Here is a 24559-nt window from a genome sequence, read left to right as displayed (position 1 = left end):
GATAAAAAGGACTTTGGGCTGCATAATAAAATGCAATCCAAAGTCCTTTTTAGTTTTATAAAGTATTTCATGTATTCTTTAGATGGAAGTATGTTGCTCTTATTTTACGTTTTTACGACGAATAAACAGTAACATACCAATTAGGAATATTGAAAGACCCATTAAAATAGATATAGGGTAATGCGTTGCGGTATTCGGTAATTTATCACCTTGTTTTTTCGTATTATCTTTTACATTACCCCCTTGAGAACCGTTGCCCTCCTGAGAATTGCTATCGCCTTTAACACGATTGCCACCTTGAGAGCCATTACCGCCGTGTGAGCCACTGCCACCAGAACCATCGCCACCAGAACGGTTACCACCAGAACCGTTACCGCCAGAACCGCTGCCACCAGAGCCGTTGCTACCAGAACGGTTACCACCAGAACCGTTATCGCCGGAACCATTGCCGCCAGGGCCACTGCCACCGGAACCATTACCGCCGGAACCGTTGCCGCCAGAGCCGCTGCCACCAGAGCCGTTGCTACCAGAACCGTTACCGCCAGAACCACTGCCACCGGAACCACTGCCACCGGAACCGTTTTCACCAGAACCACTGCCGCTAGAACCGTTGCCACCAGAACCGTTATCGTCGGAACCATTGCCGCCAGGGCCACTGCCACCGGAACCATTACCGCCGGAACCGTTGCCGCCAGAACCGCCAGAATCACTGCCGCTAGAACCGTTGCCACCAGAACCGTTATCGTCGGAACCATTGCCGCCAGGGCCACTGCCATCAGAACCGTTACCGCCGGAACTGTTGCCGCCAAAGCCACCAGAACCGTTTTCACCAGAGCCGCTGCCACCGGAACCACTATCGTCCTGAGAACCGTTATTTCCTGGAGGTTTATTATTATCCTTTGAGTTTCCTTCTGCAAAATGATCGCTATTTTGTACAATAGCGTTTGTTAATGGTTGGAAGTTTTCAGTTGCAGCATTACCGATATTTAAACCGCTAAAAAAAGATAGAGAGAGTGTTGATGCTAAAATGAAGATTTTCGTCATGGTTTTCCTCCTAAGAAATGAATGTTCCATCTAAAATACATCCCTTTGTAATATTTCTTAGGAAAAAGAGTTTTATGCAAAAAAAACTATATATAGAAAAAGGTGGTATATTTGTCAAAGCAGAAAAGAGTTAATGTAGATTTCCTACAAATAATAGAGGTGGAGAATTTACATTCATAACGGTAGAGGAAGTGGCAGTAGATGAAAAAGTATATAGCGTTTGATATTGGCGGTACGCAAATTAAGTATGGCATTATTTCAGAAGCAGGGAGAGTATTAAAGCGTAAAACAGTTGCAACAGAAATTCACTTAGGCGGAGAACAAATTATTCAAAAACTCATTCTTTTATCAAAAAAATTAATGAATGAACATACTATTGCCGGAATTGGTATTAGCACTGCGGGAATTGTGACGGGAGGCGCGGATCATATTCCGGGATATAGTACTATTCCTATTATTGATAGATTGCAAGAGATATTAAAAGTTCCAGTATCGATTGACAATGATGTGAATTGTGCAGCGTTTGGAGAAAAGTGGAATGGTAGTGTAAGAGAGAAAGAGAACTTTATTATGCTCACCATTGGAACAGGAGTTGGGGGAGCAATTTTTATAGATGGAGAATTGTACCGAGGACATTCATTTAGTGCTGGTGAATGGGGGAATATGCTAATAGAAGGAAAAACGTTTGAAGAGGTTGCTTCGATTTCAGGATTAATTCGGCTTGTAAGAAAATATAAAGGCAAAGGCGAGTGGAATGGGAGAACAATTTTTGAGTTGTATGATAAAGGAGATAGAGAAGTTGCTCAAGCAGTTGGGATTTTCTTTAAACATTTGGCAATCGGAATTAGTAATCTTGCTTATATTTTTAATCCAGAAACAATTATTATTGGGGGAGGAATTACCGATAGAGGAAATGAGTTTTTAAAAGAAGTAAAAGAAGAGGTCAGTAAATACTTAAATCAAGAGATTTATAATAATTGTGAGATTGAACTTGCACAAAACGGTAATTGTGCAGGAATGATTGGTGCTATTTACCACTTATTACATCATCATAAGTAAATTATATGAATGTTTTCATATAACTGAGAATTTATCCTTTTTATCAATAGGTAAATAATGCTACAATATAAGAGAAGAATACAATATTTTCCGATATGGAAAATGCTTTGTAGAAAGGGAGAAACTTCATGCCTATTATTTTAGAAAAAGGTCAAAAGATCGATTTAACGAAAGGACAACCAAAAGTAGCAAAACTACAGGTTGGCTTAGGCTGGGATCCAATTGGGCAATCAGGTGGATTTCTGTCTTCATTATTTGGAAGTAAACCAAATATAGATTGTGATGCATCTGTTGTTATGTTAGAAGGAGATCGTTTTTTAAACAAAAATGATTTAGTTTACTTCGGAAACAAACTTTCTACTTGTGGTAGTATTATTCATTCAGGAGATAATTTAACAGGTGAAGGCGAAGGTGACGATGAAACAATCTTTGTAGAATTACATAAAGTCCCAAGTCGTATTAACCGTTTAGTATTCGTTGTAAATATTTATGACTGTGTAAACAGACGTCAAGACTTTGGTATGATTCGTAACGCTTATATTCGTATTCAAAATCCTCATACAGGTGAGGAATTAGCACGTTATAATTTATCAGAAAACTATGCTAGTAAAACAACTTTAATTGCAGGAGAAATGTATCGCTACGAAAATGAGTGGAAGTTTTCAGCAGTTGGAGAAGGCACGCAAGATAAAAACTTAAGTGAGATTGTATCACGTTATCAATAGGATAAACTAAGGAGGAATTTTTAAATGGCATCTATTTCTTTAAAAAAGGGACAAAAGGTAGATTTAACAAAAACAAATCCAGGTTTATCAAAGGTACTTGTAGGGCTTGGCTGGGATACAAATCGTTATGATGGACAAGCTGATTTCGATTTAGATGTTAGTATCTTTTTAGTAGGTGCGAACGGTAAAGTTTCAGGAGCAGAAGATTTCGTTTTCTATAATAATCCCAAAGGTGCGAATGGTGCTGTAGAGCATTTAGGAGATAACCGAACTGGTGAAGGCGAAGGCGATGATGAAGCGATTAAAATCGATTTAAAAAATGTTCCTGCTCACATCGAACGTATTTGTTTCACAATTACAATTTATGATGGAGAAGGCCGCAGCCAAAACTTTGGTCAAGTTTCTAACTCATTCGTACGTATTCTCGATGAAGAAAAGAATGCAGAGTTAATTCGTTACGATTTAGGAGAAGATTTCTCTATTGAAACAGCGGTAGTAGTAGGTGAATTATACCGCCATGCAGGTGATTGGAAGTTCAATGCAATCGGAAGTGGATTCCAAGGTGGGTTAGCGTCTCTATGTAATAACTTTGGTTTAGATGTAGAGTAATAGATTTAATTTATATATCCATTGGTGAAATGCATGTTTACTGATGGGTATATTTTTAAAGATAAAAATATAGAGGTGAATATAAATGGCTATTCAGTTACAAAAAGGACAGAAGATTGATTTAGGTAAGACGAGTCCTGGTTTAACAAAAGCAGTAATTGGTCTTGGATGGGATATTAAATCTTATGATGGCGGAGACGATTTCGATTTAGATGCATCTGCTTTTTTATTAGATGCGAACGGGAAATGTACGAAGGAAACTGATTTTATCTTCTATAATAATTTAAAGTCTCCTTGTGGATCAGTTTTACATACTGGCGATAACAGAACAGGTGAAGGCGAAGGCGACGATGAGCAACTTGTTGTAGATTTGAAAAAGGTTCCAGCAGACGTTCATAAAATTGCTATTACAGTTACAATTTATGATGCGGAAGGCCGTAATCAAAACTTTGGACAAGTAGGAAACGCATTCGTTCGTTTAGCGAATGAAGAGACGAACGAAGAAGTTCTTCGTTTTGATTTAGGGGAAGACTTCTCTATCGAAACAGCAGTTGTCTTTTGTGAATTATACCGTCATAATGGACAGTGGAAGTTTAATGCAGTAGGAAGTGGATTCCAAGGTGGTTTAGGTGCGCTTGTAAGAGCGTATGGCTTGGATGCATAGAAAGGAAACGATATTCGTTTCCTTTTTTTGACCTTTCTATAAATCTAGCAAAGAATAGGGGATAAAGGTAAGATGAGTATTTTGCAAGGAATCCTTGATACGTATGCTCAGTTTTTCGACTTGGACATGTGGATTAAAGTGTTGCAAGATCCAGTATCTTGGGGATTAATTGGTACACTTGTTGTACTTGAAGGGTTGTTATCTGCTGATAACGCACTTGTGTTAGCGGTAATGGTAAAACACCTTCCTGAAGAGAAACGTAAAAAAGCATTATTCTATGGACTTATTGGAGCTTATATATTCCGCTTTATTGCAATTGGAATCGGAATGTTCTTAATTAAATTATGGTGGGTAAAACTTCTTGGTGCACTTTACCTTGCTTGGTTATCAGTAAAATACTTTATTGATAAGCGTAAAGGTGCAGGTGAAGAAGAGGAAGCTCATGGTATGAACCAAAACAGTATTTTCTTCAGAATGCTCGGTGTCTTCTGGGGAACAGTTGCAATGGTCGAATTAATGGATATCGCATTCTCTGTAGATAGTGTACTTGCTGCATTTGGTGTATCTAATGAAGTTTGGATTTTATTATTAGGCGGAATGCTAGGTATTTTAATGATGCGTGGTATTGCCGGTGTATTCTTGAAATTATTAGAGCGTATTCCAGAGCTTGAAACGACAGCATACATTTTAATCTTAATTATTGCATCGAAAATGTTACTGTCTTTAATCGAGATTGAGATTAGTCATACACTATTCTTTATTATTTTAGTTGTAGCATTTGGAGCAACATTTATAATTCACTACATGAAGAATTCTGGACAAGCTAAAGAAGAAGTTGCAGCTACTAAAGAAGATAATAAATAATTGAAATGGGTTTGCTCGTTTTGCGAGCGCCCATTTTTTATAACAAAAAATAGTTTATAATAGAAGAAGGACTTAGAAAAAACGTAACTGTTTTTGGAGGTGAACTGTTGTGTTTTCACGTTTTACACTTCAACCATATGCATTAAAAGATGAATCAGATTTAAAGCAATTTGAAACGCTTTTAGAAAAACGTCCACAATATGAACTGACAGAGAATGAGATGAAATTTAGTTATATAGCATGTCGAATCCTTGGCGTTCCTAATGATGTAGATGAATATTTTAATGAACTGTTTGATTATAGTGAAGCGAAAGGAATCGAAGTTTTACACGAACAAAATTTAAACAAAGTGATTGATTCGGAAAAGCTTCGTCATATTCAAGAAGTGTTCGGATTACATCAAGAAGCACCAAATGGTCTGACAGTAAATAGGTTAGTTGCACACTTATCTGGGAAACAACTTTTACCGAAAGTAGACAATCCTGATTTACAGCATTACATACATACGACGTTTATTTCACTATTGAAATTATATGAGAAACAACATAATCAGTCGTTAAAGACAGAAGGCTTCCGTCGTTTCTTAATCGACATAATTAAACTAAGCGAAAATTATGTAGCGAAGTGGTTTACTACGATTAATTATAAGAAACAGATGCCGCGTATCGTTTGGTATGGTGATGCACAGGAAAGCCGTATATATTTCTTATACTTTCTTATTATGCTCGGTTGTGATGTGCTTTATTATCACCCAGAAGGAAAAGATGGATTTGAGAATGTTGATGAAGAGGGAAGGACCTTTATTGTGTCTCATCCAGGCCGTATTTCTCTTGAACCATTTCCAGATCGCCGCCGCGAGCGTGTGGCAACAGTAGCGTATCAAGCTTCAAAAGAAATTGAGCAAGTACTTCACCACGATAATTCACTGCTGTACAAGCCGTGGCAATTCCGTTCCTATACGCCTGTAGCTCGTACACTAAAAACAACATATGATGAGCTCTTTTTAATTACGAAAGAAAAGGCGTTTGTACGCCCGACATTCTTTGTTGAAAATAAACATATTTATATCCCTTCTTTATTTGCGAAAATATCAGGCGTTTCAAAGAATGATAAAGAGTATTTTCAACGATTAAAGGCTGTTACATCATTTGATAACAGTATACTAGTTAATACATTCCCATTTACGAAAGAGCAAAAAGCAAACTTCCAATATCATTATCGAGATGCATTAGACCGTGGGGGGAAATTACATCCTGATCTAATTATGAATAGCCATTGGTGGCCGCATAAGCGTTTACCGGAAGGTTTACAACATGGGATTGCAGAAGCGATTATCCATACGTGTGAAAGTGAAATGTGCAAACCAATTGCGAAAGAGACAAAACAAGATGTAGCGCTATATGTTTTCGCGCAACTTTCTCAAATACCACCGAATATTTTAGAACAGCTTGAGAAATTTGATTATTCACAAGATGTGCCGAAAATTGTTATATTTAATAATGAGAAGAGTGGAGAGTTAACTCGTTCTGATGCTGTTTTATTACTATTTTTAAATCAAATTGGAGTAGATGTATTCCATTTCAATCCAACGGGAAGAAACGATATTGAACCGTATATTGAAGCGGGGGCATTTGATTCCCATTGGCTTGAAGAGGTTAATTTCGATCTTGAGTTTCATGGTTCATCAGCCTATAAAAATTTATCACAAACAATAAAAGGACTATTTCGTCCATTTTTATAAGGAAAGGGAGAATACCATATGAATAACCCAGTCGTACTAGATCCGAAAACAGAATTAAATGAGCAAACAGCACAAGATATTCGCTTGCAACTTAGACAAGATGCGGATGTACAACGTATTTATAATGCAGTAGATATTAAAGATCAATTAGAATTAATTGAACTTGGAAAAGAACCTTCTATGGAAATTTCACGTTTTGCTGATCAAATTTTACATACAATGTCATTATCAAAGATAGAAGATTCTGGTGAATTATTAAAACAGCTTGGTAAAATTATGGACAGATTTGATAGCAAAGACTTTGCGGAAGAGAAAAGTGGTTTCTTCTCACGTATGTTCAAAAAAGCGGATAAAATGATTGAACAAATCTTTAGCAAGTATCAAACGATGGGCCGTGAAATTGATAAAGTGTATGTGGAAATTACGAAGTACCAAGATGAGATGAAAAAATCAATTGGTACGTTAGATGGCTTGTATGAGCAAAACTTAAAATATTATTTAGACTTAGAGAAGTACGTAGTAGCAGGAGAAATGTTATTAGAGCGTTTAAATACAGAGTTAGTTCCGATGTATGAAGAGCGTGTGCGTAATAATGATCAATTAGCAGGTATTGAATTAGAGTCGCTTAAAAACTCGGTTGAAATTTTAGAGCAACGTATTGATGATTTAGAAAAAGCGCGTATGGTTGCGCTACTTACAGCACCACAAATTCGTATGATTCAACGTGGTAATAATAAATTAATTGGTAAAATTAATACAGCATTTATTACAACGATTCCTATTTTTAAAAATGGTATCATTCAAGCGGTAAATGCGAAGCGTCAAAAGCTTGTTGCAGATTCTATGGCTGAACTGGATCGCCGTACAAATGAATTACTTAAGAAAAATGCACAAAATATCGCAACGCAAAGTGTAGAAGTAGCGAGATTATCAGGTTCTTCTAGTATTAAGATGGAAACACTTGAGGAAACTTGGAACATTATTTCAAGAGGTATGCAAGAAACACAACAAATTGAAGAACAAAACAAACGTGAGCGTGAAGAAAGCCGCAAACGTATGGCTACATTAACAGAGAATATCAAAAAAGAATTACAAGGATAAAGTGAAACTTTAATCAGTGGGGTTTTGTTCATCCCCACCGATTATTAGCCTTCACAATTGGACATTTATGGGCAGTTAATCTACCACCTAACTTCTTTGCTCAAACTGAATTTTGAGGTGGGAGTTTTACTGCACGGAAAATAGTAGGGTAAATGAAAAGGCAATGAGGACTATTCCTCATTGCCTTTTAGTTTCTCTTCACTAATTTAATAATCTCATTCACAATAAGTGGAATGATACTTAATAAGAGAACAAATCCCCAATCTCGCATCGTTAATGCATGTACACCGAATATATTTGCAAGGGGCGGGATGGAGATGATACAAACTTGCATAAGAACACCGATAAGAAGGGAGAAGACTAAATATTTATTTGTAAAGATCCCAATGGAAAAAATTGATTTCGTTCTTGAACGCAAGTTAAATGAATGAACGAGCTGAGAAAAACTAAGAACGACAAATGCCATCGTTTGAGCGTGTAATAGAGCATCCTCATCAATTTGCTCTGGGAAAAGAGGGAATAAATGTGTATCTCCAGTATAGAACTTTGCTCCGGCGATAAAGGCTATTAGCGTCAAAAGCCCAATGACAATCCCATTGAAAATAAGGAAAGGAACGCTACCACTAAATAAGCTTTCTTTCGCATGTCGTGGTTTTTCCTTCATCACATCAGGATCTTCAGGATCAACCCCAAGTGATAATGCAGGCAGGGTATCTGTAATTAAATTTACCCACAAAATGTGAATAGGTCGTAGTGGTGTTGCCCAGCCGAGTAAAATGGCTAAAAATAAAGTGATAATTTCTCCGAAGTTACAAGAGAGTAGGAAGAGAATTGATATTTTTATGTTACGATAAATATTTCTACCTTCTTCAACGGCTTTCACAATAGATGAGAAATTATCATCTGTTAACACGACATCTGCTGCCCCTTTTGCAACGTCTGTTCCTGTAATGCCCATCGCTACGCCAACATCAGCTTGCTTTAAAGATGGTGCATCATTGACACCATCACCAGTCATAGAAACGATATTTCCTTTCGCGCGTAATGCCTTTACAATTTTCACTTTATGCTCTGGAGAGACTCTAGCGAATACATTTAAATGATTAATTTTGCTAGCTAGTTCTGTATCAGAAATGTTATCTAATTCAGTTCCAATCATAATTTCCGATATTTCTTCAGCAATGCCAAGTTCTTCAGCAATGCCAAGTTCTTTGGCAATTGCAAAGGCGGTATCTTTATGGTCACCGGTAATCATAACTGTGCGAATACCGGCTTTTTTACATTCTTTAATTGAATCTTTCACTTCAGTTCGTGGTGGATCAATCATACCGACAAGACCAATAAAGATAAGATTTTCTTCAAGATGATTTATATCCATATCGTTTGAATTGTATTGTTTAAATGCGAATGAAAGTACTCTTAAAGCTTCTTGAGACATTGCTCCGGCAGATTCTAATATTTGATTTTTATCAGAATCAGTTAAAATCTCGATTTTGCCGTTTTTAAAAATATGGGTACATCGAGGTAAGAGCTTATCGATAGCGCCTTTCGTCATGCTATAGTAGCTTTCATCGTATGTATGCACGGTTGACATCATTTTACGATCTGAATCGAAAGGTACTTCGTTAACACGTTCATGTATTTTTTCTAAATAATCTTTTTGCATGTTAAAAGTGGTTCCAGCAACGAGAAGTGCAATTTCAGTCGGGTCTCCCGTTTGTGATTCGTTATTATAAGACGCATCATTACATAGCACCATATTTTCTAACAATAGACGTTGCGCATCATTATTTACATTTAAACTTTCTAAGCGATCGTATGTGTTATCACTATAAAAGTGAGTAACGGTCATTTTATTTTGCGTTAACGTACCTGTTTTATCTGAACAAATAATTGTGACAGAACCGAGGGCTTCAACAGCTGGTAGTTTGCGAATGATAACGTTTTGTTTAATCATACGTTGCACACCAATTGCAAGAACGATGGAAACGATAGCTGGCAAGCCTTCTGGAATAGCTGCAACGGCTAAACTAATAGCAGTCATAAACATTTCTAACGTATCCCGGCCTTGTAAAAAACCGATGAGGAACATAATGATACAAATAGCTACAGCGACAAAGCCTAAATATTTTCCGACTTGTGCTAAGCTTTTTTGAAGTGGTGTCATATCATCGTCTGCTTCATGTAAAAGGGTAGCAATCTTACCAATTTGTGAGTTCATTCCAGTTTCAACAGCAACACCGACGCCTCTTCCGTATGTTACAAGAGTAGACATAAAGGCCATGTTTTTTTGATCGCCGAGTGGTACTTGTTCATCACTTTGCATGGAAGGGTGGTAGATTGCATCTTTATCAACAGGGACAGATTCACCAGTTAGAGCAGATTCTTCAACTTTTAAATTTGCGGTTTCAATAAGGCGTAAATCGCATGGGATATATCGTCCGGCGTCGAGCATAACGATATCACCTGGAACGACGTGCTCAGATGGAATTTCTTTTAGTTCACCATGTCTCTTGACGATGGCTTTAGGTGTTGCCATCTTTTTTAGTGCCTCTAAAGCTTGTTCTGCTTTAGATTCTTGGACAACACCGATAACAGCATTTAAAACTACAACAAGCGCGATAATACTGGCATCCGCCCATTCACCTACAAAGGCAGAAATAAGGGCAGCAATAATAAGGACATATACGAGGACGTCATTAATTTGGGCGAAAATACGCTGCCATAAAGTGCGTTTTTGTTTTGTAGCTAATTCATTAGAACCGTATTGCTTTAAACGTTCACTTACAATTTCATCTGTTAAACCGTGTTGTTCGTTTGTTTCTAGGTCAATTAATGTTTGATCTTTCGTCTTACTGTACCAATTGCTCATAAGTAAGCACCTCCAGTAAAAACAGTTAGCAATGGTAGTGTTGCTATTATTTGTGAGTAGTATGTATGGAGAAAAATCTAAGGTGAGGTTCTACTTCTATTGTACAATATTTTACAGTTGGTTGAGGGAAAGAGAAGAGTTGTCATGAATTTGTTGGAAATAAAAAAGAGCCTCATATAAGAGAGGCTTTTTTACTTTTTAATTAATGTACCTAATTCTTCTGTAATAGCTTGCATTTCACTAATGCTGAATGTTTCACGTTTCATAACATGATCATAAATGTCACGTAAATCTTCGTACATTTCTTCGTTAAAACTAGCAGCTCTCATCGCTCCAGCATTAACCATACGTAATTTTTCTTTAATAGCTTCGACCATATATTCAACGTTTTCTTCTGACTTTACGGATAAATCCACCGAAGTGTCCCCCTTTAAAATAACATAAGGCTATCTTAACATTTTTTATCATTTTCGTTAATGAATCTTTTCAATCCCATTAAATTAGTAGGGATTTCCTTTATATTTAATAATTGGTTGTTTATACTATAAGTATATATAAAGAAATGCACCAAGAAGGGAAGAAACAAAAGTATGGTTCAAGTATTGTTTGTTTGTCTTGGGAACATTTGCCGTTCTCCGATGGCAGAAGCGATTTTTCGAAATCTTGTCGTAAAAGAGGGACTTGAAGAGAAAATTGTCATTGATTCTGCAGGAACTGGAGATTGGCATGTTGGCCATCCGCCACATAAAGGAACACAAAAAATTTTAAAAGAAAATGCAGTCACTTTTGAAGGAATTAAAGCAAGGCAAGTAGAAAAAGAAGACTTAACAAAGTTTGATTATATTATTGCCATGGACAACAAGAATATAGCAGATTTAAAAAGTTTAGGTAAAACTGGAGGCTATATTGGTAGGCTGTCCGACTTTGTTCCAGACGGTGGCTGGACAGACGTTCCTGACCCTTACTATACAGGGAATTTCCAAGAAGTATATGACCTTGTAACAGAAGGGTGTGCAAAGCTATTAGCTTTCATTCGAAATGAACAAGGAATATGAGGAAGCTTAGAAAGAAATACTTTCTAACATAAGAAATGAAAGGGTGAAGGAATATGGCAAAGAAAAATAATATTGCTCGAAACATTGCGATTGGTGTAGCGGCAGGTGTAGCTGTATCCATGTTAAAGAAAGAAAACCGTGAAAAAGTAAAAAATGCAGCAGAAAAAGCAAAAACAAAGATGATTGAAATTGGTGAAAATGCAAAGATTAAAGAAAAAGTGCAAACTGTTACAGATAAAGGACGCGAACTTGCTGATTTCAATGTGGTAAAAGCGAAAGTAGCAGAAATTAAAAAATTAACGCCATCTGTTGTAGAGACGTTAAAAGAAACGAAAGAAATTTTTAGTAAGAAAAAAGTTGAGCCAGAAGAAAAGCCAGAAACGATTGAAATTCAAGCTGTATCTCCAAAGGTAGATGAGCTGAAAGCAGAAGAAGAGCCAGTAGTTGCTGAAGATGGTGGTATGAAAGAAGCGCGTGAATTATTTATGAAAGACTCAAATGCAGTGGAAAAAAAAACTGAAGCGTACATTGAGTTAAAGCAAGATAAAGAAGAGAAGAAAAGCGTTTAAACATATATGAGAAAAATTTTAGAAAAGGTGAGAAGAAATCGTACTTATTCGTTTGGTAAAGATTTATATGACCGGACGATGCGCGATGATGTAGCGGGCTTGGCAGCACAGCTCGCTTATTTCTTCTTGCTTGCAATTTTTCCTGGGCTCGTTTTCTTAATTACGCTTCTTGGATTTATTCCCATTCAAACAGAGGATGTGCTTAGTTTATTAGAGGTTTATGTACCAGATGATGCAATGAACTTAATTGAGGTAAATGTAGATAAAGTTGTAAACCAGCAAAATGGTGGTTTATTATCATTTGGTTTATTATCCATGTTATGGTTTGCCTCAAATGGTGTTAATGCGGTTATGAATGCTTTTAACCGCGCTTATGACGTGAAGGAAACACGTTCTTTTATTACAACAAGAGCGTTATCAATTGTGTTTACATTAGCTATTATTTTTATGATTGTCTTTGCATTAATTGTTCCGGTATTCGGACAAGTTATTGGAGCAGCAGTGTTTAAAGCACTCGGTTTATCAGATAGTTTTTCTTTCGTGTGGAGCATTACACGATTAGTAGCGAGTTTCTTCGTGCTATTTGCTTTGTTTAGTTTCTTATATACATTTGCCCCAGATCGAAAGTTAAAAAGAAGAGAAGTTATTTCAGGGGCGTTATTTGCTACTGTAGGATGGATTGTGGTATCGTACTCATTTGCTTATTATGTAGATAAGTTTGCGAATTACGCCAATACATATGGTGGTCTCGGTGGTATCATTATTTTAATGTTATGGTTTTACTTAACTGGATGGGTAATTTTACTTGGCGGTGAAATTAATGGTTTACTCCACCATTATAGAACCGGTGACAATAATTCCCGTAATGAATAATGAGCTCTTGTTCCATAATAAAAAGGAACAGGGGGGATATTTCATGAGTAATAATAAAAAGAACCATAATAATAAAAGTAATAATAAACAAAAGAGCAGTTCGCATCCAAAGCATAAAACGAGTAGCAGTGCGAACGGTCATAATAGCTATCATTAAAAAAAACGGGTCCTCTATGAGGGACCCGTTTTATTTGCTGCCTTTTAATAATCGTAAGCCATTCAAAATGACAAGAATCGTACTTCCTTCATGGCCAATAACACCGAATGGAAGAGCTAAAAATTGCAAGAAGTTTGAACAAATTAGCATGGCAATAACGGCTAGCGAAAAGATTACGTTTTGCTTCACAATACGGTTCATTCGTTTTGATAAACGAATTGCTTGGGAAAGACGAGATAGTTCGTTCTTCATCAGTACAACATCCGCAGTTTCTAAAGCTACATCTGTTCCTTCTCCCATTGCGACACCAATGCTAGCAGTAGCTAGTGCAGGTGCATCATTTATACCGTCTCCGACCATTGCTACTGTACCGTATTTTTCTTTTAACTTTTTAATCGTTTCAACTTTTGTTCCTGGTAAACATGATGCGTAATATTCCTTTATATTACTTTCAGAGGCAATTGCTTTTGCCGTTTCTTCATTATCTCCAGTAATCATAATTGCTTCGACACCAATGCTTTGTAATTCACGAATAGCAGCTATTGTTTCTTGGCGAAGCGTATCTTTTAAAGCGATAAGTCCAAGAATGCCTCCCTCATCACTAATATAAACGACAGTTTTACCTTCCTTTTCAAGTGAGGCAGAAATACCATTATGAAATGTTTTTGTTTCTTCACCGATAAAATCAGCTTTACCTATTTTATAAGCGTTGTTTTCGAATATTCCTTTTAGCCCAAAACCAGTTACATCTTCAACCTTTTCAGGTTTTTTTAATGTAATGTCGTACGCATGTTGTGCATATTTAACAATAGATGCAGCCAAAGGATGTGTAGAGTGACTTTCAATGGATGCTGTAATAGAAAGTACTTCTTTTTCTGTCATATTTTCTCGAACATATACATCTGTTACGGTAGGTTTTCCTTCTGTTAATGTTCCTGTTTTATCAAAGGCGATTGCTTTTACTGAAGCGAGGCGTTCTAAATGTATGCCACCTTTAAAGAGAATTCCATTTCTTGCTCCGTTAGAAATTGCAGATAACGTTGCTGGTGTAATGGCAGCAACGAGTGCACAAGGAGATGCGACTACAAGTAAGATCATAGCGCGATAAAACGTTTCATTCCAGCTCCAGTCAAGTAAGAAATGAGGAACGAACATCATAAGCGCAACAACGAGTAGTACACCTTTTACGTATGTTCCTTCAAACTTTTCGATGAATAGTTGTGATGGTGATTTTTCACTTTGTGCACTTTGGACGAGACGGATAATTTTTTGGAATAATGTTTGATCGCTTGGCTTCGTAATTTTAACTTCGATAGCACCACGTAAATTTACAGTACCTGCAAATACTTCATCGCCATGTCTTTTCTCATTTGGAATAGGTTCTCCCGTGATTGCTGCTTCATCAATATTTGTTTCACCGTTATGAATCGTACCGTCAGCGGGAACACGTTCACCTGGTTTAATTAAAATAATGTCGTTAATTTGTAACTCTCCAACAGGAACACGTTCCTCCGTTCCGTTGGAAATGCGTAATGCTTCTTCGGGTTGTAAGTCAAGAAGAGCGGAAATTTCTTTTTGGCTCTTACTTAATGTATAAGATTCCATAGCACCGCTGAGCGCAAAGATAAAGATTAAGATAGCCCCTTCTGCCCAGTAGCCAATAATTGCAGCACCAATAGCTGCAAAGAGCATTAGCATTTCAACATTTAGCTCTTTTTCTTCAATCGTATCTTCAATGCCTTCTTTCGCTTTTGCATATCCACCAACTATATAAGCAAGGATATAGTAAGTAATACCTACATTCATTACATCGTTCTTTGTGAATAACCAGCCAACTAAAATAAAAATACCAGATGCTACTGCAAATACAAGTTCATAATGTTTTTTTAATGTGTCCCATAAAGAGGGATGAGAAATTGTTTCTTTTGACTGTAACGTTTTTACTTCTGAGTTCATTACTACCCGCTCCTTCCGCATTCTTATTGAGAAAAATAATCAAAATCGAAACCCCTATAAAACGACGAAAGCTGCCATCCATAATGGATAGCAGCATTTCTGTTGAATCTGTTTTTAATAGTTCTTATGTTGTAATTATTCTATAGTATATCATATGTTTTTATGAGATGGTACGGTTTTGTTTCAAGTATAAACGGAAAACTTGTGTTTTCGCAACTCCTCTGGTATATATGAATATTGTTCATAAAAAGATCGGAAAGGAAGACAACAAGTGAAGACAGAGAAAATTTTTACCCATCCGATTGGCGTATTTATTGCTGCAATAGTAGCAACTTTTTTATGGGGAAGCGCATTTCCTTTTATTAAATTAAGTTATGTTGAACTTGGAATTCAACCACAAGAAGTTGGAGAGCAAATATTATTTGCCGGTTATCGTTTCTTTTTATCTGGAGTCATGCTCTTATTATTCTTTAAAGTGTTAGGAAAAGATATGAGCTTCAAAAAAGGAACAGGGAAACAGTTAATACAAATTGGTTTATTCCAAACGTTTCTTCAATATATCTGTTTTTACATTGGAATGAGTTATAGTTCAGGAATTGAAGGAGCTATCATTTCAGGAACATCATCATTCTTTCAAATTTTACTCGCCCATTTTTTATATAAAGATGATGCTCTCAATATGAGAAAATTAATTGGGGTATCTATTGGTTTTTGTGGCGTCATTTTAGTAAATGTGCCGAGTGATGGTAGCTTATCATTTCATTTTGGGATCGGAAGCTTATTACTTCTTAGTGCAGCAATGCTGTATTCATATGGAAACATATTAGCAAAAGAAGGTAGTAAAACATTAGATGTTGGCTATATGACAGCATACCAAATGATTTTTGGTTCTATAGGATTATTATGTATAGGGGCTTTACAAGTTGGAGTCATGCCATTTACATTTAGTCTACATGCACTACTTATGCTAATTTATTTATCTTTCTTATCTGCAGCTGGTTTTTGCATTTGGAATACAATTATGAAGTATAACAAGGTTGGAAAAGTATCTATGTATATGTTCTTTATACCCGTATTTGGTGTGTTATTATCGAGCATGATTTTAGGTGAAGCAATTCATTCATTTGTGCTACTCGGTTTAGCATGTGTAGCCGCGGGAATCATTGTGGTAAATAGGACACCAGCTAAGCAAAAAATGGAGCAAGAAAAACAAGTAGCATAGAGAGCAGAAAAGCGATTACAATGGAAGAACAGTACTGTTCTTCTTTTTTCATAGAAAAAGGATAATAGACTAAGTGTAACGAAAAAAGATACAAAAAGCATTTATTGAGGAGAAAATATTATGAATCTACTTTACGTGGTGTTAATTGGGCAAATATTTCTTTTTTTTATTGGTGCAATTTATGCAATGGGGCAGACAAAAAGAACGAAAGATAATATGCCGTTACCTTTAGCAATTCGTCTTATTCTTAGTTTTTCTTTAACAGGTAGTGCAATTTGCATATGGTTACAAGATCCATCTGTAGAGTATAGTACGTGGGTTGCACTTGGTATGACTTTATCGACTGTGGGAGATTTGTTTATGGCTGGGCTGATTCCAATTGGTCATCGATTAATTGGAGGGATGGTTACTTTCGCTCTTGCTCATTGTTTTTATGTAAAAGCATTTTTGCAAACAGGAATTTCATGGAATGGTTTTTGGATTGGCTTACTCGTATATGGGCTCTTTCTAATTGTAGGATGGTTCTTCTTTATCCGAAATGATAAACAGGATAAGTTGTTTACGATAGGAGCTCTAATTTACGGATTGTGGGTTGGAGGAATGGCTTGCTTTGCATTCGCCTTATATTATGAAAATACAGGGATATGGTGGATACCAGCGTTTGGTGGCTTACTGTTTGTAATTTCTGATTTCATTATTGGCGTGACAGATATCGGAGGGCGTAAATTGAAGTATGAGCCACTTTGGATTTGGCTTACATATGTAGCTGCTCAAATGTGTATTGTATATGTGGGATTATAAAAAGATACTCTCAAAAATAGTGGATAGACTATTTTGAGAGTATCTTTTTTGCTTGTTAATTTGATCAGTATTTTTATTGTGAAATTTCTAATATTATAATTTTACAATTCAGAATTTTGTAGAAAATCACCGGTCGTATTATTTATAATAAAAGTAAAAAGATGATGAGTTGGTGAAATGATGCAAAAGAAAAAACGTTGGCGTGAATTCTTTGGAACTATTGCAATTGCATGTTTATTGGTGTTTTTGGCGAAAATTTTTGTGTTTTTTCCGACGACTGTAAAAGGAGCATCTATGAGGCCAACGTTGCAAGATGGAGATAGGGTGATTGTTAATAAGTTAGCAAAACAATTTGAAAGCTATGGGAGAGAAGATATTATTGTTGTGAAAACAGATAATTTTTATGTCAAAAGAGTGATTGGATTGCCTGGAGATATAATTGAGATGAGAAATGATCAATTATATGTAAATTCTGAAATGAAAGATGAAGAGTATTTGGATAGTAATAAAAAACAAGCAGAAAAAAAACTTATGAATTTAACAGAGGACTTTGGACCGATTACAGTTCCTAAAAATAAGATTTTTGTTATGGGAGATAATCGCTTAATAAGTAAAGATAGTAGAAATGGTTTAGGTTTTATTGATAGAGAAGATGTGTTAGGAAAGTTAGCAGGCATTTATTATCCGTTTGAACATATGAAAATAATAAAGTAAAAAAACCAAGCAAATTTTAGTTTGCTTGTTTTTTTTGTTAAACAGTAGGAGATTCGTTTGATACAAAGATATCTTCATGTTTCTTTGTAGTACTTAAAACAAATTTATGTTGTAGTAATTGTAGTTTAAATAACGCCAAAGGATCATGATATGTTTCTGGATTGCTTCTTAGCGTCGCTAATGTTTGCTCGTCTTCCTGTATCTCAAGTTGAGCTGCATCTACATTTTGTTTCAATATATTAAGTGGATCTTTGAAGAACATCATGATATCACGTTCTAATGCACCTTCAAATACTTCAAATTGAAGGAAGAATTGTTTGGAAATTGTGTGAGCAATTTCTGTATAGTCTTCTGTTTCAATATATTGTTTATATTTGTTGGCGAGCATAGATTGGTTTTTTTGCATATTACCAAATAATTTTCCGGCACTTTTTAAGAAAAACTGTGTCGGTGTAAAGCGTAATAAAATATTGATGTTCGTTACTGTAATTCGATTTGTCATTCGTGCAACATCTCGATTCCAATCATCTAATAATTTGAAATCGCAAGGAAGTTTCATACGTTCTTCTTTATATAATTTATTAAACGTTTCACTCATTTCATCTAAATAAGCTTGAGCTTGAATAAATTCATTATGTGCTGTTTCAATCCATTCTTGAATAGACCCAGTAAATTTAGGAAGAAGTACCTGTTGTACATGCTTTTGAACACGTTCATTCATTGCAGCATTTAATTCTTCATGAACTAGTTTGAAATCACTATCTTCTTGAACAAGATCAGAGCAACTCTGTAATAATTCAGGAATTTGAGAATGTATATCTCGTGTAATTTCTTCTTTCGTTAAAAGATAGGATTCGGTAATAGAGCGAATTTTATCTTTTTCAAGAGCAGTAAGGTTATTAATAAATCCAGTAAGTTTCACTGAGATGTGTTTATTCCAGCGTACGGATTTTACTAATGTATTTTCTAATTCCACACGTTCATTTATGAGATAAGCAATTGTCTTTTGTGTAAACCATATTAGCTTTTCTATACGTTCTTTTTCTATATCGCGTTTTGCAAGATTAGAGAGAATAGATTCTGTTACATCTCCAAGTTGCTGGCTACTCTCTTGCGAAGGAGAGTATGGGAAGAATTGTGCATCTGGAAAATGTACTTTAAGTTTACTAATTAGTTTTTCATTAGTAGTCGTATTATTTGTGTGTAATACGAAGTGAATTTGTAAGTTTGGTACTTGTTCACGTAAATAAATTAATGTATCAATTTCTTTACTATGCAATGGTGAAGAAGAATTTAATACGTAAACAAGACTATCTGCTGCTTGTAAGTATTCAAAGTATGCATTGTTTTTATCCAATTGCTCTTGAATGGATGGTGTAAGAAGAAATGTAAACTTATTTTTTCTTAAAAACCTACTTGGTAGCTTAATTTCTATACATTTTTTCTCAAGTTCTGACTGAGCAGATGTAGCCGTTATTTGATGGAATTCATCAAGGTTAGGGATATTTCGTATATCTAACTCGGTAAATTCTGTTATTTCAGTTTGACTAGCGTCTTTAAATAGAATAGGAGTTGTTAAAGTTTCAGTTAAGATGTTCTCTCCCAATATTGAATTAACAAATGATGTTTTATCATGGTCACTAGTTCCAGCTATTAGTAGTGGTGTGACATTTAAATCACATAGTTCATGGACTAGTAGCGTAAATTGATGACTTAAATCTACATCATTTTTCTCAGCCCATACAGCGATTGTTTCGAATAAATGAGAAACTGTTTCCATATTTACATCTGCTTCAGCTGATGTATTAGAAAGTAAGGATCCAGCACTTTTTACGAGTAATGATTCTAAAGTTGTAGGTGAGACTTCATTCCATGCTAACACTGCTGCAGAGACAACTAGAGAATCTTTTGCTTTCGTTAAACTAAACCAATTTGTTAATAAATTTGGTACAAGTCCGTTTAATTCATGCATAAAATGATTTCCGGTAATTAATGCAAAGTATGTTTCTTGATAGCGAGTAGAAATTTCATTCCAATCGTCATTATTGTCTGTTTCAATATGCAAGAATAAATGATTAATACTTTGAATCCAAGGAAGGTATAAGGATTCATGTTGATAGCTATTCCAAAGAGCAATAACAAGCTCTTTAAATTGAGCTTGATCAACAGCATATAGAGCTTTTAAAGACTCATAGAAATATTCAGGCTTAATATTTTTTGTAAATCCTTTGTTTATGTAATTTATTAACGTATCAAACCAGTGTAAAGATTGTGTTCGAATACCTTCTTGAACAGCTAGTTCGATAGCGTTGTTCCAATCTTCTTGTTTTTCATAGAAAGAACGTGCAATTGCAGTAATATTTGGATAATCCGGTTGGAATGCAACAGCTTCACTAATCGTCTTAAAAGCGAGTCCTAAACGATCTTGTTCGATATAAAGAGAAAGAAGTTGTAAGGAAACCTCCATCGTAAGAGTTGTATCTTCCGTTTGAATAGATTGATAAATTTCTTCTGCCTTTGGTAAGAATCCTAGTTCAAAATAAGCATCTGCAATATTTTTTGTCGCCCAAAGTGCAAGAGCATTATTTACTTTTTCCCATTTAAATATAGCTGCTTCAAAATCTTTATTTTGATAATAAAATTCACCTTGAGCAAATCGAATATTAGAAATGTTGGAGAATTCATTTTTAGATTCATTTATATATGCTTCACCGAGTACTTCCGATGCAGGAGTAGAAGTTTCTTCTGTTAAAAATGTTTTATAGTAAACTTTTTGAATAAATTGATTTTCAATGGTCATGTTCGTTCCCCCCTGTATAATTTAGAAAAATGATGTCGTATGTAAAAGGGTGTATGTTCTTTTAATAGGTAGAAGTTGCATTATATAGACCAAACTATGTTTTTGCTAGATATATCATTTTTCTTGAGAGTTAAACCGTTGCGAAAAGTAACTTTCCTTTATTGTAACAAAAAAACACGCATATGAATTTTTATTTTTTATCGGGTTATTTGCGGGCAGTAAGAATCTAATCTCAAAATTGTTGAATGTAAGTAAGTTATGTGGGAGTCGGGATGTCTATAGAAGCAAGATTGGCATAGGTTAATAATTAGTAGAGGATAAACAAAACTCCCACTGATTAAAGTTTCACTTTATCTCTGTTAAAGGAAAGAATAGAAGTAGAGTTCATTATAAAAACAATGTATAGTGAATATGTATACCATGTTTGCCTTAAAGATAGAAAGGGTACAATGTGGAATAACGATCGTGCATAGGATGTGTCTTCCGAATGGAACAACATATTGGCGAGTTAATCGCGCATTATGGCTATTTTGGAATTGTTATAGCTTTGGCTGGTGGGATTGTCGGATTACCGATACCAGACGAGTTTTTATTGACCTTTGTTGGTTATAATGTTTCAAAAGGAGTTATGTCAGGAACTGCTGCTTTTTTAAGTGGGATGGCTGGTGCGATGTTAGGGATCACGTTAAGCTACATATTAGGTTTAAAACTTGGGCTCCCTGTTTTAAAGAAATATGGGCCGAAAATTAGAATTAAAGAACATCACATTGAAAAAACACATATTTTATTTGAAAAATATGGGCCATTTCTTTTAATGATTGGTTATTTTATACCGGGAGTACGTCATTTAACGGCATATTTTGCTGGAGTATCAAATTTGACATTTTGGCGTTTTTGTTTGTACGCTTATGGTGGTGCGCTTATTTGGATAAGTGTTTTTATTGGGCTTGGCTGGAAGTTAGGCGAGAAGTGGCGCTTCGTTGAGTATAGTTTACATCATTATGGAATATGGATTTTATTAATTTCAGCAGTTGTTACATGTGTTGTATGGTTGTACATAAAGAAAAAGAAAAACCGCTAATAGCGGTTTTTTTTAGCTGAAAGCAATAAATAATACACCAGCTGTAATAAAGACTACACCAACACCGGTCATAAAGTTTAACTTTTCACCGAGGATAATCATAGCGAGAATGATAGAAAATACGACGCTTAATTTATCGACAGGAGCTACTTGTGAAACCTTTCCTGTTTTGAGGGCAAGAAAATAAAATAGCCATGACGAAGCACCTGCAACCCCACTTAATGTGATAAATAGCAGTGCTTTTTTATTTAGCAGTACGTCGCCGATATTTTGAAATTTACCTTGTATGATAATAACGCCTATCATAAATAATGCCATAATAATAGATCGAATTGTTGTTGCAACGTTTGCATCGATTCCGTCTAAACCAAACTTTCCAAAAATAGATACAAGGGCAGCAGCAATTGCTGATAATAGTGCAAATAAGAGCCACGAACTCATAGTAAAATTCCTCCAATCTTACAGTATTATACATGAAAATGATTCTCATGTATAAAGTTGAAGCAATTGAGCTTTATAGGAAGTGCGACTTCAACTTAACTTCTTGCTCCACCTGAATTTTAAGGTGGGAGTTTTACTGCCTGCAAATAGTGGGCTAAATAACGAAATAATCCCCACCTTATATTTTTAATAAGGTGGGGATTATTATACTACTCTGCAATTTCCTCATATAAAAAGTACGTTACATTATAAATATGTTCTACTTCATCGTCTGTCATAAACAGTAATTCGTCACGCTCAATCCCTTTTTTCTTTTCAATAAACTCAATCATGTTTTTGCGTTCTTCTCTCTTCATCAATTTTATTTCTCCTCTCAATCTGTTTTAATACAGTTTATTTAAGTTACTGCTATTATATAACAGAATCTTTAGAAGGTTCCACCTATTTTATTGTTTTTTCAAAAAGAACTTTTCGACAAAACAAGCCCACCTAAGGAGGGGCTTGTTTTATTTTATAGTCGTAAAAACTCAGGCTCCGTCGTACCGGCACCATCAATGTAATAAATTGTGTCGGGATTGATTTTTATCAATACGTAATTAGGGTCTTCAGGACCGAGTAACCAACGTTTTAAGCTATTATTCCAAAACTTGTTTTTTAATGTTGAGTCTTCCTCGATTGAAGCTAACCCTTCAACTTCAATATAATCTTCATCTAATTTTTTTCCTTCACGTCCAAGTAGTACATGTACATTTGGATTTTTTTCGATATCTGTTATCTTTTTTGATTTTCGATCTGTTGCAACATATAGTACAAAATCTTCATGGAAAAACATCATAAAGGCGCTATGAGGTTTCTCGTTACGTACTGTAGATAATACACCAGTACGTTGTCCTTGAATAATAGTTGCAATTTTCTCTTTTAAGTGCATATTCTTTACCTCTTTTCCTAATTTATATTTTCTCTGTTTAAACAAGATAATTTAAATATCTTTCATACTGTTTTCTTTAAGTCGATTTTTTAAACGTAATCGTGATGAAATCGGACAAGTTAGGAGAAGAATAATAATAATATTGAGGAGAAATACATACGATGGAAGGATGAAAAGCATGTTTAATAAAATATTTCTTATAGTAGCACTTATAGGTGTACCACTATCTGTACTTGGCAAAACACTTCATTGGCCAGAAACAATTATGTTCGCTGTGTATTGTATTACGATTATCGCATTAGCTGGTTTTATGGGGAGAGCAACAGAGAGTTTAGCAATTGTTTCTGGTCCTAGAATAGGCGGATTATTAAATGCTACTTTCGGTAATGCTGTTGAACTTATCATTTCAATTTTTGCACTTCAAGCAGGGTTAATTGAAGTGGTGTTAGCTTCTTTAACCGGTTCTGTACTTGGAAATTTATTATTGGTAGGAGGGTTATCTTTCTTTGTTGGAGGTCTTAAATACAAAAGACAAAGTTTTAATGTATATGATGCAAGGCATAATTCAGCTTTATTAATATTTGCTGTTGTTGTGGCCTTTGTTATTCCAGAGATCTTTTCAATGAAGATGGACGCTGGCAAGACGTATCAATTAAGTATAGGTGTTTCTATTATTATGATTATCATGTACCTTGCTGCATTACTATTTAAGTTAGTTACGCACCGTGGTGTATATCAACATAAAAGTGACGAAGTAGCGCATGAAGAAGAGCCAGAGTGGTCAAAAGGGAAGGCGCTCCTTATTTTAGCGATAGCAACACTGGCAGTAGCTTATGTGTCAGAGGCACTCGTACATACTTTTGAAACTGTTGCAAAGTCATTTGGTTGGTCAGAGTTATTTATAGGGGTTATTATCGTTGCGATTGTTGGGAATGCAGCGGAACATGCGTCTGCAATTATTATGGCTTATAAAAATAAAGTAAATATTGCAGTCGAAATTGCAATAGGCTCTACATTACAAATCGCCATGTTTGTTGCTCCTGTATTAGTATTGCTATCTATGTTCTTCGCGCAAAGGATGCCTTTAGTATTTACTATACCAGAACTTGTGTCTATGATTACAGCCGTTTTCTTAACGATTGCGATTTCAAATGATGGAGATACAAACTGGTTTGAAGGTGGCACTTTACTAGCGGCGTATGTCATTATGGGAATTGGTTTTTATTTATTATGAAAAATAGGCATAACAATTGCGCTCAGAGAAAACAATAAACGAAGTAGTA

The 24559-nt window shown here is 35.4% G+C and carries 23 protein-coding genes; 15 read left to right on the top strand and 8 right to left on the bottom strand.

The annotated features are described in order from the left end of the window. Positions 1–99: 99 nt before the first annotated feature. A complete protein-coding gene (locus tag QCI79_RS10860) occupies positions 100–1044 on the bottom strand; it encodes an LPXTG cell wall anchor domain-containing protein (protein ID WP_071699940.1) in 945 nt (314 codons plus the stop codon). Positions 1045–1245: 201 nt separating this feature from the next. On the opposite strand from QCI79_RS10860, the gene QCI79_RS10855 reads away from it, so the two are divergent. The 7 genes from QCI79_RS10855 (at position 1246) to QCI79_RS10825 (ending at position 7807) form a co-directional block, all read left to right on the top strand. After that, positions 1246–2103 (top strand): ROK family protein, encoded by an 858-nt coding sequence (locus QCI79_RS10855; protein ID WP_000759850.1) that lies wholly within the window; start codon positions 1246–1248, stop codon positions 2101–2103. Positions 2104–2231: 128 nt separating this feature from the next. Continuing rightward, complete coding sequence (locus QCI79_RS10850) at positions 2232–2828, top strand: TerD family protein (protein ID WP_001121578.1); 597 nt, start codon at positions 2232–2234, stop codon at positions 2826–2828. A 24-nt stretch (positions 2829–2852) separates the two neighbouring features. Continuing rightward, positions 2853–3437: a TerD family protein gene (locus QCI79_RS10845; RefSeq protein ID WP_000146720.1), complete on the top strand. Its 585-nt coding sequence runs from the start codon at positions 2853–2855 to the stop codon at positions 3435–3437. A gap of 85 nt (positions 3438–3522) precedes the next feature. Beyond that, the gene (locus QCI79_RS10840) at positions 3523–4101 is read left to right on the top strand and encodes a TerD family protein (protein WP_001007532.1); all 579 of its coding nucleotides are present in this window, start codon (positions 3523–3525) and stop codon (positions 4099–4101) included. 72 nt (positions 4102–4173) lie between these two features. Further along, the gene (locus QCI79_RS10835; protein ID WP_021728445.1) at positions 4174–4965 is read left to right on the top strand and encodes a TerC family protein; all 792 of its coding nucleotides are present in this window, start codon (positions 4174–4176) and stop codon (positions 4963–4965) included. 109 nt (positions 4966–5074) lie between these two features. Then, a complete protein-coding gene (locus QCI79_RS10830) occupies positions 5075–6706 on the top strand; it encodes a YceG family protein (RefSeq protein ID WP_000492868.1) in 1632 nt (543 codons plus the stop codon). 18 nt (positions 6707–6724) lie between these two features. Then, positions 6725–7807, top strand: coding sequence for a toxic anion resistance protein (locus QCI79_RS10825; protein ID WP_001064404.1), 1083 nt, complete (start codon positions 6725–6727; stop codon positions 7805–7807). Positions 7808–7994: 187 nt separating this feature from the next. Here the strand turns inward: QCI79_RS10825 and QCI79_RS10820 are convergent, their stop codons facing one another. Continuing rightward, positions 7995–10679, bottom strand: coding sequence for a cation-translocating P-type ATPase (locus tag QCI79_RS10820; RefSeq protein WP_021728444.1), 2685 nt, complete (start codon positions 10677–10679; stop codon positions 7995–7997). A gap of 191 nt (positions 10680–10870) precedes the next feature. Continuing rightward, a complete protein-coding gene (locus tag QCI79_RS10815; RefSeq protein ID WP_000366196.1) occupies positions 10871–11095 on the bottom strand; it encodes a DUF1128 domain-containing protein in 225 nt (74 codons plus the stop codon). Positions 11096–11269: 174 nt separating this feature from the next. On the opposite strand from QCI79_RS10815, the gene QCI79_RS10810 reads away from it, so the two are divergent. The 3 genes from QCI79_RS10810 to QCI79_RS10800 are packed head-to-tail and all read left to right on the top strand — an operon-like array spanning position 11270 to position 13176. Next, positions 11270–11734 carry a low molecular weight protein-tyrosine-phosphatase gene (locus QCI79_RS10810; RefSeq protein ID WP_000250916.1) on the top strand — a complete coding sequence of 155 codons (465 nt, stop codon included), beginning with the start codon at positions 11270–11272 and terminating at the stop codon, positions 11732–11734. A 53-nt stretch (positions 11735–11787) separates the two neighbouring features. After that, on the top strand, positions 11788–12303 hold the full coding sequence (locus QCI79_RS10805) for a DUF4075 domain-containing protein (protein ID WP_021728443.1): 516 nt from the start codon (positions 11788–11790) through the stop codon (positions 12301–12303). Between the two features lie 6 nt (positions 12304–12309). Next, the gene (locus QCI79_RS10800; RefSeq protein WP_001226536.1) at positions 12310–13176 is read left to right on the top strand and encodes a YihY/virulence factor BrkB family protein; all 867 of its coding nucleotides are present in this window, start codon (positions 12310–12312) and stop codon (positions 13174–13176) included. Between the two features lie 187 nt (positions 13177–13363). On the opposite strand, the gene QCI79_RS10795 is transcribed toward QCI79_RS10800, so the two are convergent. Beyond that, the gene (locus QCI79_RS10795) at positions 13364–15289 is read right to left on the bottom strand and encodes a heavy metal translocating P-type ATPase (RefSeq protein WP_021728442.1); all 1926 of its coding nucleotides are present in this window, start codon (positions 15287–15289) and stop codon (positions 13364–13366) included. Between the two features lie 271 nt (positions 15290–15560). Here QCI79_RS10795 and QCI79_RS10790 point away from each other — a divergent pair, with 271 nt between their 5' ends. From QCI79_RS10790 to lepB, 3 genes are all read left to right on the top strand, one after another. Continuing rightward, entirely contained in the window at positions 15561–16511 is a 951-nt protein-coding gene (locus tag QCI79_RS10790; RefSeq protein WP_000845730.1) for a DMT family transporter, read from the top strand. 120 nt (positions 16512–16631) lie between these two features. Beyond that, positions 16632–17312, top strand: coding sequence for a lysoplasmalogenase (locus tag QCI79_RS10785; protein WP_001051071.1), 681 nt, complete (start codon positions 16632–16634; stop codon positions 17310–17312). 177 nt (positions 17313–17489) lie between these two features. Then, positions 17490–18026: a signal peptidase I gene (lepB, locus tag QCI79_RS10780; RefSeq protein WP_000983311.1), complete on the top strand. Its 537-nt coding sequence runs from the start codon at positions 17490–17492 to the stop codon at positions 18024–18026. A gap of 37 nt (positions 18027–18063) precedes the next feature. Here the strand turns inward: lepB and QCI79_RS10775 are convergent, their stop codons facing one another. Then, positions 18064–20826 (bottom strand): tetratricopeptide repeat protein, encoded by a 2763-nt coding sequence (locus QCI79_RS10775; protein WP_000151409.1) that lies wholly within the window; start codon positions 20824–20826, stop codon positions 18064–18066. Between the two features lie 487 nt (positions 20827–21313). Here QCI79_RS10775 and QCI79_RS10770 point away from each other — a divergent pair, with 487 nt between their 5' ends. Next, positions 21314–21907, top strand: coding sequence for a DedA family protein (locus QCI79_RS10770; protein ID WP_000434873.1), 594 nt, complete (start codon positions 21314–21316; stop codon positions 21905–21907). 12 nt (positions 21908–21919) lie between these two features. Here the strand turns inward: QCI79_RS10770 and QCI79_RS10765 are convergent, their stop codons facing one another. The 3 genes from QCI79_RS10765 to QCI79_RS10755 all read right to left on the bottom strand — a co-directional run bounded on the left by QCI79_RS10765 (position 21920) and on the right by QCI79_RS10755 (position 23276). Then, on the bottom strand, positions 21920–22348 hold the full coding sequence (locus QCI79_RS10765; RefSeq protein WP_000100296.1) for an EamA family transporter: 429 nt from the start codon (positions 22346–22348) through the stop codon (positions 21920–21922). 209 nt (positions 22349–22557) lie between these two features. Further along, positions 22558–22704: a BH0509 family protein gene (locus QCI79_RS10760; protein ID WP_000817786.1), complete on the bottom strand. Its 147-nt coding sequence runs from the start codon at positions 22702–22704 to the stop codon at positions 22558–22560. A 155-nt stretch (positions 22705–22859) separates the two neighbouring features. After that, positions 22860–23276: a pyridoxamine 5'-phosphate oxidase family protein gene (locus QCI79_RS10755; RefSeq protein WP_000550211.1), complete on the bottom strand. Its 417-nt coding sequence runs from the start codon at positions 23274–23276 to the stop codon at positions 22860–22862. Between the two features lie 178 nt (positions 23277–23454). On the opposite strand from QCI79_RS10755, the gene cax reads away from it, so the two are divergent. Beyond that, positions 23455–24510 carry a calcium/proton exchanger gene (gene cax, locus QCI79_RS10750; RefSeq protein WP_000482133.1) on the top strand — a complete coding sequence of 352 codons (1056 nt, stop codon included), beginning with the start codon at positions 23455–23457 and terminating at the stop codon, positions 24508–24510. Positions 24511–24559: the final 49 nt, after the last annotated feature.

Origin of the sequence: Bacillus cereus group sp. MG1 (assembly GCF_040460035.1) — a bacterium.
Taxonomy (GTDB): domain Bacteria; phylum Bacillota; class Bacilli; order Bacillales; family Bacillaceae_G; genus Bacillus_A; species Bacillus_A cereus.
The sequence above is the reverse complement of the archived record's forward strand: the minus strand, read 5'-3'. Positions and strand labels throughout refer to the sequence as shown.

What these genes read in the sequence shown, in the direction of transcription:
- QCI79_RS10860 (WP_071699940.1), bottom strand. Translation starts at nt 1,044, where the DNA reads ATGACGAAAATCTTCATTTTAGCATCAACACTCTCTCTATCTTTTTTT.
- QCI79_RS10855 (WP_000759850.1), top strand. Translation starts at nt 1,246, where the DNA reads ATGAAAAAGTATATAGCGTTTGATATTGGCGGTACGCAAATTAAGTAT.
- QCI79_RS10850 (WP_001121578.1), top strand. Translation starts at nt 2,232, where the DNA reads ATGCCTATTATTTTAGAAAAAGGTCAAAAGATCGATTTAACGAAAGGA.
- QCI79_RS10845 (WP_000146720.1), top strand. Translation starts at nt 2,853, where the DNA reads ATGGCATCTATTTCTTTAAAAAAGGGACAAAAGGTAGATTTAACAAAA.
- QCI79_RS10840 (WP_001007532.1), top strand. Translation starts at nt 3,523, where the DNA reads ATGGCTATTCAGTTACAAAAAGGACAGAAGATTGATTTAGGTAAGACG.
- QCI79_RS10835 (WP_021728445.1), top strand. Translation starts at nt 4,174, where the DNA reads ATGAGTATTTTGCAAGGAATCCTTGATACGTATGCTCAGTTTTTCGAC.
- QCI79_RS10825 (WP_001064404.1), top strand. Translation starts at nt 6,725, where the DNA reads ATGAATAACCCAGTCGTACTAGATCCGAAAACAGAATTAAATGAGCAA.
- QCI79_RS10820 (WP_021728444.1), bottom strand. Translation starts at nt 10,679, where the DNA reads ATGAGCAATTGGTACAGTAAGACGAAAGATCAAACATTAATTGACCTA.
- QCI79_RS10810 (WP_000250916.1), top strand. Translation starts at nt 11,270, where the DNA reads ATGGTTCAAGTATTGTTTGTTTGTCTTGGGAACATTTGCCGTTCTCCG.
- QCI79_RS10805 (WP_021728443.1), top strand. Translation starts at nt 11,788, where the DNA reads ATGGCAAAGAAAAATAATATTGCTCGAAACATTGCGATTGGTGTAGCG.
- QCI79_RS10800 (WP_001226536.1), top strand. Translation starts at nt 12,310, where the DNA reads ATGAGAAAAATTTTAGAAAAGGTGAGAAGAAATCGTACTTATTCGTTT.
- QCI79_RS10795 (WP_021728442.1), bottom strand. Translation starts at nt 15,289, where the DNA reads ATGAACTCAGAAGTAAAAACGTTACAGTCAAAAGAAACAATTTCTCAT.
- QCI79_RS10785 (WP_001051071.1), top strand. Translation starts at nt 16,632, where the DNA reads ATGAATCTACTTTACGTGGTGTTAATTGGGCAAATATTTCTTTTTTTT.
- lepB (WP_000983311.1), top strand. Translation starts at nt 17,490, where the DNA reads ATGATGCAAAAGAAAAAACGTTGGCGTGAATTCTTTGGAACTATTGCA.
- QCI79_RS10775 (WP_000151409.1), bottom strand. Translation starts at nt 20,826, where the DNA reads ATGACCATTGAAAATCAATTTATTCAAAAAGTTTACTATAAAACATTT.
- QCI79_RS10770 (WP_000434873.1), top strand. Translation starts at nt 21,314, where the DNA reads ATGGAACAACATATTGGCGAGTTAATCGCGCATTATGGCTATTTTGGA.
- QCI79_RS10765 (WP_000100296.1), bottom strand. Translation starts at nt 22,348, where the DNA reads ATGAGTTCGTGGCTCTTATTTGCACTATTATCAGCAATTGCTGCTGCC.
- QCI79_RS10760 (WP_000817786.1), bottom strand. Translation starts at nt 22,704, where the DNA reads ATGAAGAGAGAAGAACGCAAAAACATGATTGAGTTTATTGAAAAGAAA.
- QCI79_RS10755 (WP_000550211.1), bottom strand. Translation starts at nt 23,276, where the DNA reads ATGCACTTAAAAGAGAAAATTGCAACTATTATTCAAGGACAACGTACT.
- cax (WP_000482133.1), top strand. Translation starts at nt 23,455, where the DNA reads ATGTTTAATAAAATATTTCTTATAGTAGCACTTATAGGTGTACCACTA.